The sequence below is a fragment of the Desulfoluna sp. genome, assembly GCF_030145185.1.
Classification (GTDB): Bacteria; Desulfobacterota; Desulfobacteria; order Desulfobacterales; family Desulfolunaceae; genus Desulfoluna.
Genome location: NZ_JAQYWB010000023.1, coordinates 73,614 through 81,390, shown reverse-complemented (window position 1 = coordinate 81,390; position 7,777 = coordinate 73,614). Strand labels below are relative to the sequence as shown.

The 7,777-nt window shown below is 53.1% G+C and carries 4 protein-coding genes and 1 tRNA gene; 3 read left to right on the top strand and 2 right to left on the bottom strand.

Features of this window, described 5'->3' with window-relative positions; genetic code table 11:
• Positions 1-340: 340 nt before the first annotated feature.
• Complete coding sequence (locus Q1Q75_RS09525) at positions 341-1,780, top strand: MATE family efflux transporter (protein ID WP_300669772.1); 1,440 nt, start codon at positions 341-343, stop codon at positions 1,778-1,780.
• Positions 1,781-1,820: 40 nt separating this feature from the next.
• Here Q1Q75_RS09525 and Q1Q75_RS09520 read toward each other — a convergent pair whose 3' ends face one another.
• Entirely contained in the window at positions 1,821-5,339 is a 3,519-nt protein-coding gene (locus tag Q1Q75_RS09520) for a response regulator (RefSeq protein WP_300669770.1), read from the bottom strand.
• A gap of 453 nt (positions 5,340-5,792) precedes the next feature.
• Here Q1Q75_RS09520 and Q1Q75_RS09515 point away from each other — a divergent pair, with 453 nt between their 5' ends.
• Entirely contained in the window at positions 5,793-6,473 is a 681-nt protein-coding gene (locus tag Q1Q75_RS09515; protein ID WP_300669768.1) for a hypothetical protein, read from the top strand.
• A gap of 70 nt (positions 6,474-6,543) precedes the next feature.
• Here Q1Q75_RS09515 and Q1Q75_RS09510 read toward each other — a convergent pair.
• Positions 6,544-6,630 (bottom strand) — tRNA-Leu (locus Q1Q75_RS09510).
• Between the two features lie 166 nt (positions 6,631-6,796).
• Between Q1Q75_RS09510 and Q1Q75_RS09505 the strand changes: the two genes are divergently transcribed.
• On the top strand, positions 6,797-7,735 hold the full coding sequence (locus Q1Q75_RS09505; RefSeq protein WP_300669766.1) for a bifunctional riboflavin kinase/FAD synthetase: 939 nt from the start codon (positions 6,797-6,799) through the stop codon (positions 7,733-7,735).
• The last annotated feature ends 42 nt before the right edge of the window (positions 7,736-7,777 follow it).

The following is a 7,777-nucleotide window of genomic DNA, read 5'->3' as shown; positions in this document are numbered from 1 at the left end:
CCACGGTATTCTGTCTGATTTTCTCACCCTTCGGGCGCGCCGGGTGCACTCATCTGCCGCGTTATCAGAGCTTTGAGGTAAACCACTACATCTTCAGCTCTGATGCCTTGCATATGAGCGCACCCAACTCGTGAAATATCCGGGCTAACCCGGATATTTTATGAGAAAACAATCAGGACTGAAAAATGATTTGTAATTACAGATCTTTGCAGTCATATTTTCAGTCGTTTCAAAAATGCAAAATGTAATCCACGGTATTCGGTTTGATTTTCTCACCCTTCGTGAAATATCCGGGTTCATTTGATTGATTTTAACTTTTTCCTATAAGAAATAGTGAACTATGAGCTCCTCACCACTGACGCCGATTCTCCTTCGCCCTTTGAAAAGCCGAAAGGGAGAAATGAAGGCCATTGCCCTCCTTGCTTTTCCCATCGTCTTGTCTCAGCTCTCTGTGGTGGCGACCGGTTTTATCGATACCATGATGGCGGGGCATTACAGCCGTAACGCCCTGGCCGGGGCGGCCGTGGGGTCGAGTTTGTGCTTCCCTTTTATCATCGCCCTGAGCGGGATGATGATGGCCGTGACCCCCATCACCGCCCACTTGACCGGTGCGGGGAAAAAAGCGAGGTCCGGCGAGGTGGTCCGTCAGGCCTTGTGGCTGGCCCTTTTTCTCTCGGTCCTTTTGTGTGTGGGCATTCGGCATATGGATCCCCTGTTGGTGTGGATGAACACCTCGGCGCCGGTGACGGCCATTGTGAAGGGGTACCTTGAAGGCATCTCCTTCGGATTCCCAGCCATTGCCTGTTATTTTGTCCTGAAATCGTATGCCGAAGGGATCGGACGGACCAAGCCTCAGATGTTGATTTCGCTTGTCACCGTGCCGTTTAACTACGTGGCCAATGATATCTTGATTTATGGCAAGCTGGGCATGCCTGCCCTGGGGGGCGCGGGGTGTGGATGGGCCAGCGGGCTTACCTTCTGGCTTTTTTTCTTGCTGATGTGGGGGTATACGGCGGTGAGCCCAACCTGCCGGGAGGGGCGGCCCTTTGCCGAATTTTCCCTTCCTTCAGCCTCGGGTTTGAAAGAGCTGTTGAAGCTGGGCCTTCCTATTTCGGGAACCCTGTTTATGGAGTGCAGTATTTTTGCGTGCATCACCTTGTTTCTCGGCGTGTTGGGGCCTGTGGTGGTGGGGGGGCATCAAATCACCCTGAATTATTCTGGCGTGGTTTTTTCCATCCCACTGAGTATCGGGATGGCGTTGACCATTCGGGCCGGTCACGCCCTTGGAGCCAGGGATCCCGAAGGTGCGCGTTTTGCTGCGGCCACCGGGTGTTTGATGGCCATGGGTATCTCGCTTTTGACCTTAAGCTTTACCCTGGTGTTTGCCCGATCCATCGTGGCGGTCTATACCCAGGACCCTAAGGTTACGGCGGTGGCGGTCGATCTTCTTTTTTTTGCCGCGTTGTATCAGTTTTCCGACTCCATTATGGCCACGGCCCAGGGTGCGCTTCGGGGATACAAAGACGCCCGGGTTACCTTTTTCCTCACCTTTGCCGCCTACTGGGTGATTACCTTGCCCCTGGGGTACCTCCTTTCTATGACCGATCGGTTGGTCCCGGCCATGGGCGCGCGCGGGTTCTGGCTCAGCCTGATCGTGGGGCTGACGGTCTCAGGGACTTTTCTGGCCTTGAGGCTGTATCAGGTCAGTGGGCGGGCGGTGAGGGATAGCGCCGCAGAGGATGCTCCAAGGCTTCCTGTCGAGAGACGCCGCGCCGCGTGAGGTGCCGACACGCATTCAATTTTCCATTTCTCTCGGGTTTTTAGAGGGTTTTTGGGGTAGGGTCGGAACCCTCCCCTTTCTCCGGCAACCAGAGTGAGAGTATTTTTGCCAGATTCTGGGGGGCAAAGGGTTTTGAAATAAAATCGTTCATCCCGGCTTCCAGGCATTTTTCACGATCTCCGACCATGGTGTTGGCGGTGAGGGCGATGACGGGGATCGCATGGTTCAAAACCGGTGATTCCGGGCTTCGGATGGTGCGGGTGGCTTCAAAACCATCCATCTCCGGCATTTGGCAATCCATCAGGACCAGGTCGTAGGGGAGGGTGGAAAGGGACCGGATCGCCTCCTTTCCATTGGCGACGGCATCGGCATGCAGCCCCAGTTTTTTCAGGATGCCCAGCCCCACCTTCTGGTTAATGGCGTTGTCTTCTGCCAGGAGAATCCGTCCCGCAATATTTCGGAGTTCCCGGACCGCGTGTCGGGTGACAATGCCTCGGTCGGGCTGGTCCTTTCTTGCCGAAAGCAGGACGATGAGGCTGTCGTAGAGGTCGGATTGCCGGACGGGTTTTGTCAGGTAGGCCTCGAATCCGATCGCTTCGAAGCGTTTGCTGTCTCCCCGTTGTCCCAGCGATGTCATCATCATCAGGCGTGTCTCGGAAAAAAGTGGGGTCGCCTTGATGGCCGTGCCAAGCATCTCTCCGTCCATTTCCGGCATCTGCATATCCAGAATCGCCAAGTGATAGGGCGCCTTGGCATCAAGGGCTTCCTGCAGGCAATGCAAGGCCGCTTCTCCGCCCGAGGCCTCATGGGCATGGACGCCCCAATTTTTTAATTGAGCCAGAAGAATTTCCCGGTTGGTTTCATTGTCATCCACCACGAGGATGCGTGAGCCCCGAAGATCGGCTGCGGGGGCTGTGTCCAGTCCCGTGGTCTGCTGTTTGGGAAAACGAGCCGTAAACCAGAAGTCTGTGCCTTTGCCCTCCTCCGATAGAATCCCGATGTCCCCTTCCATGGCCGCGACCAACTGTTTGGAGATGGCCAGGCCCAGGCCGGTACCGCCATATTTCCGTGTGGTGGAGGCGTCCACCTGGGTAAACTGTTCGAACAGTGACGCTTGTTTGTCTGCTGGAATCCCAATGCCGGTGTCGCGCACCGAGAAGTGCAGGACGGCTGTTTCGTCGGTCTCGGACTGAACCGTTGCGCGCACCACCACTTCCCCTTCATGGGTGAATTTAATCGCATTTCCCACGAGATTGGTGAGGATCTGCCGTAACCGTCCCGGGTCCCCCTTGAGACGGGACGGGGTTTCAGGGGAGGCCACGCAGATAAACTCAAGATTTTTCTCATGGGCTTTGAGCGCCATCATTTCACCAAAATCGCCCAGGAGGGTGTTGAGATCAAAATTCAGGATCTCCATCTCCAGTTTCCCAGCTTCAATTTTTGAAAAATCAAGGATGTCGTTGATCAGCCCCAGCAGGGAGTCTCCACTGGCCCGGACGGTTTCTGTGTAGCGGCGCTGTTCATCGGTTAATTCGGTGTCCAGGAGCAGGCCGGTCATGCCGATGACCCCGTTCATGGGGGTTCTGATCTCATGGCTCATATTGGCCAGAAATTCCGATTTGTATTTTGAGTTTACCTCGAGATCCCTGGCTTTTTGTTCGAGTTTTGTCTGAACTTTTTTAAGTTCCATGTTTTTTTTGTGGACGCTGTTTTTCTGCTCTTCGAGTTTCGCGGACTGGGTGCTTAATTCAACGTTGGATGTCTGGAGCTCTTCCTGCTGAACGCGAAGTTTTTCAGCCTGGGTCTGGGTCGTTGTCAGCAAGGCCTGCATGCGGATATGGGACAGGATCGTCTGGAGTGAAATGGCGACGGGTTCGGAGACCAGGTCGATAAATTTGAGCGCAGAGTCCGAAAAGGAATCGAGGGAGCCGAGAACCGCCACGGCAATGACCGTGTTGTTTCGGATAAAGGGGGTGACCATCAGGGCCCGGGGAAGAACCTCTCCGAGTCCAGAGTTGATTTTCAGGGAATGGTCCGGGATTTCCGGCAGGAGGATGCGTCGTCTGTCGAGGGCGGCCTGCCCGACGAGGCCTTCTCCGAACCGAAAGGTCTCATCCTGACCGTCAACGCTTGAAAAAGCATAGCGGCCGGTGAGCACCAGGGTCTTCTCGTCCGAGGCCACGTAGATGGCCCCCGTCTGGGCATTCAGGTATTCTGCCAGAAAAGCGACAATGCCATCGCAGAGCTCAGGAAGGTCCTGAATGCCTCGCATTTTGGCGTTGAGGTCCATCTGTCCCTTTTGAAACCATTCGGTGAGCTGATTTTGCTGCCGAGTGGTTTTCAGCGAGGCCACCATGGTGTTGAACGAATGTGTCAGTTCGGCGATCTCATTTTTGGCGGTGCTCTGGATGGATTGGGAATAATCGCCGGTCGCCACCCGTCTGGCGCCCTGGGTGAGGCGAATCACCGGGCCGGCAATTCGCCTGGCGCTGATCACCGCAACAAAAATGACGATCACGCCGGTGAGCCCCATGATGAAAAACATAAACCGCCTCAACCCATAAATTTGAGCCAGGGCTTCCCGCTCTTCTATTTCAGCGATCACGCCGAACAGGAGGTTGCTGATCAGGAGATCACGATGCACTCCCATGACTTTGGAGCCTGTGGGACCTTCATAGATGAGCGCCCCATGATCCATGTCCTCAATGGCGATTCCGGCTTCTTGCTGATCCGAGAACAGGAGGGTCTGGGCGGTGATCACTTTTTCCTGGATCAATTTTTTCCCCGGGGCGTTTGCGGGCAGGGATCGCAGGGTCAGGTCGGCACCCACGAGGTAGGTCGTTTCTGATGCTCCGAGCTCACCCTGCGTCTGCATGATGGTATTGATGGGGTTGATGTCGAATTGGAGAGCCAGAAGCCCAATTTTTTTCCCATTAATGGCCTTAATAGAGGCCGTGATAAAACCGACCACATGATTCCCGGAAGGGGGGTAGCGTTCATAATCAGAAATAGCGAGGCGACCTGTTTCAGAGGTTTTTTCGGCGGTGTGGGCAAATTTTGTGTTTCGGTACCGACCGGTAAACAGGTTGGTCCCCAGGTCCGTCCCGGCCATCATGGAATAAAGAATATCGCCATTTTGGCTGATGAGATAAATGTCATGGTGTTCAAAGGAGTGGCAGAATTTTTTCAGGTCCCTTGAAAAATAATCCACGATACGTGTCCATTCAACCGACTTGACATAGCTTTCAAGTGGTTTGCCTGAAGAGAGATAGCCTTCCGTCATCTCCTCCAGCAATCGAATGTTGGACATCATTTCTGCCTGAAGAGAGAGGTCGGCTGTCATTTTGCCAAAAAAAGATCGGATTTCCCGGGTTTTCATTTCAGCCGTGATCTCAAGCGCCTTGTGCGTCAGCGCGGTCAGGCTGAGGTGGGCTTTCTGATAGCTGATCACGCTGACCAGGGCCAGGGGGACCAGTGCCATGAGGAGAAAGGCGGTGACCAGGGAGCGGCCGAGGCCGGAAAAAATCTTGAGCTGTCGTTCCTTTTTTAGGGGCATCATTTTTTCCGTTTTCCCTGCTGATTATGGCAGGTGCTTTGGGGTTGTTCTCGGATGTCCTGGACGAAAGGAATGCGTGTGGCAACAGAAGGGGGCTGTGACTCCAGGTGGTGGAGGGCATGCAGCGAATGCTGGAAGGGTGTCATGCCTTGCGGGGTTCTGGTGGGTCAGATAAGGTTATTTTTCCGGCAAACCCCGTCTTTGCCATCGGCGTTTGGCATATCACCTCTTATTATACTAATAAAAGAGTGTAATATCAAACAGGAAACCTGCTTTTGGTGTGGATATTGATCTTGGGCCGTTCCGCTTCCGAGGCGCGCCTTTTGCTGGCACAGGCGGGGCGGGTGTGATATTTTGGCGGCGTCGAAATAAGACGACGCTTCATGGCTTGCCTTCTCGTGGCAGGCAGCAGTACCAAATCTTCAGACGACCATTTGGATCAGGGGTAATCGGATCATGCTGGTTTTTAACTGTACGAAAGCTTTTGCGGCGTTTATTGCCGATGCCCAGGGGGCTCCGGTGGAAACACCATCAATCCGGATGATTGCTGACGATCCGTCTTTTTGTGATGGAACGGCCATGCACTGGGTGGTGCACCTTGTTAAGATCGCCAGGCGCAATTGCGTCATCGCCATGCACGTGAGGAGTCGCTACGCCATCGTCATGGTGGGGGTGAGAAAAGGAGATTTTTCAGGGTTTGTGAATGCTTTTTGCCATCGGTTGGTGAATGAAATGGTGTTTTTGTGTGCGGAAGAGGGGTTGGTGGGTGAGGAGTACGCCTCTTTAGTGGCTGAAAATTTTGTGGATAAACATCAGGTTATCCTGGCCTGTGTGCGGGGTGATCGGAGTGTTCAAGCGCATATTAATGATGTGAGCCTGGCTCTTGAGTCCGAAGCTGGTGACATGGGCGGTTTGCCGGTGGGGCCGGATGAGGCCTTCGATTTTGGGCGACATGTCAACGCCCTCTTGCGTACGACCCGAGAATCCAGAGACTCTTTTTATCCCTTTGAGGTGATGTGTGAGCACTGGTTCGAAGATGTCTGCGTGGAGATCGTGGACCCGGAGGTCCTCGATCGTTTATCGGAAGAAAAAACAGTGCCCGACAATGTGATTGTTCTGGCTGATTATCGAAAATAATCTGCCGGGACTCATGTCGTAACAAAAAAAGCCCCTGCTTGAATCAAGCAGAGGCTTTGTTGTTTTTTTTTGGTGCCGAAGGGGAGACTCGAACTCCCACGAGATTGCTCTCACTAGTCCCTGAAACTAGCGCGTCTACCAATTCCACCACTTCGGCAATTTGTGAAAGACTTATAACAGTGCTCTGCGGCTTGATCAACCCTTTTTTTGCAAAAGCTTTCAAAAAAAGGAATTGGGAAAAACATTGATTTTAACATCAAAAGAATTTATAAATTCCCTTTTACACGCAGCCAAGTCGAAAAATGGAGATGTGCTTAAATATCATGGAATTATACGAAGGTTTTGAGGGAATCAAGCATCCCTTTCGTAATAGTGTGATCACCATCGGCAACTTTGACGGGGTCCATAAGGGGCATCAGGCGCTTCTTGCATCGGCCGTCGAGAAAGCCGCACAGATTGGTGCACAGAGTGTGGCCGTAACCTTTGACCCCCATCCCAAGCAGATTCTTTGCAACGGGGATCATCCCCCGCTGATTACCATTCACGAGCAGAAGGCAGAGTTGATCGCCGCTTGTGGCGTGGATGTGCTGGTGACCGTTCCTTTTACCATGGAATTTGCGGCCATTGAAGCCCGGCAATTTGTGGTGGATTACCTGGTGGGCAAATTGGGCATGAAGGCCATTATTGTCGGGAACGACTACTATTTTGGGCGCAAGCGAGAGGGGGATATTGCCCTGATGAAACGATTTGCCGCAGAGATGGATTTTGACGTGATCACCCCGGAATGGGTGAATGTCGGAGAAAAACGCATCAGCAGCACTCGAATCCGGGAGATCATCAGCCGGGGTGAGGTGCACCGTGCTCCCGAACTTCTGGGGCGGTTTTATCAGGTCAGGGGCACCGTGGTTTCGGGACGTGACCGGGGAGGCAAGCTTCTCGGGTTCCCCACGGCCAATATCAATTTGAGCGATGAGCTCTGCCCTGCCTCTGGTGTCTATGCCGTGGCTATTTCCTGCAGTCTGGGGCAATTTCAAGGTGTGGCCAACATCGGGTACAGTCCCACATTTGACGACCACATCTTTACGGTTGAAGTCCATATTCTCGATTTTTCCGGTGATATTTATGGCGAGACCATCAAGGTGAACATGGTTCAAAAGCTCCGGGATGAAAAGAAATTCTCCGGTATCGAAGAGCTCTCTCAGCAGATAAGAACCGATATCGATAACGCGAGAACCATTTTCAAGGATCTTTCTGAGGTTTAGATAAAGGCGTGTTTGAAAAATTGGTTTTGAACGGTTAAAGCC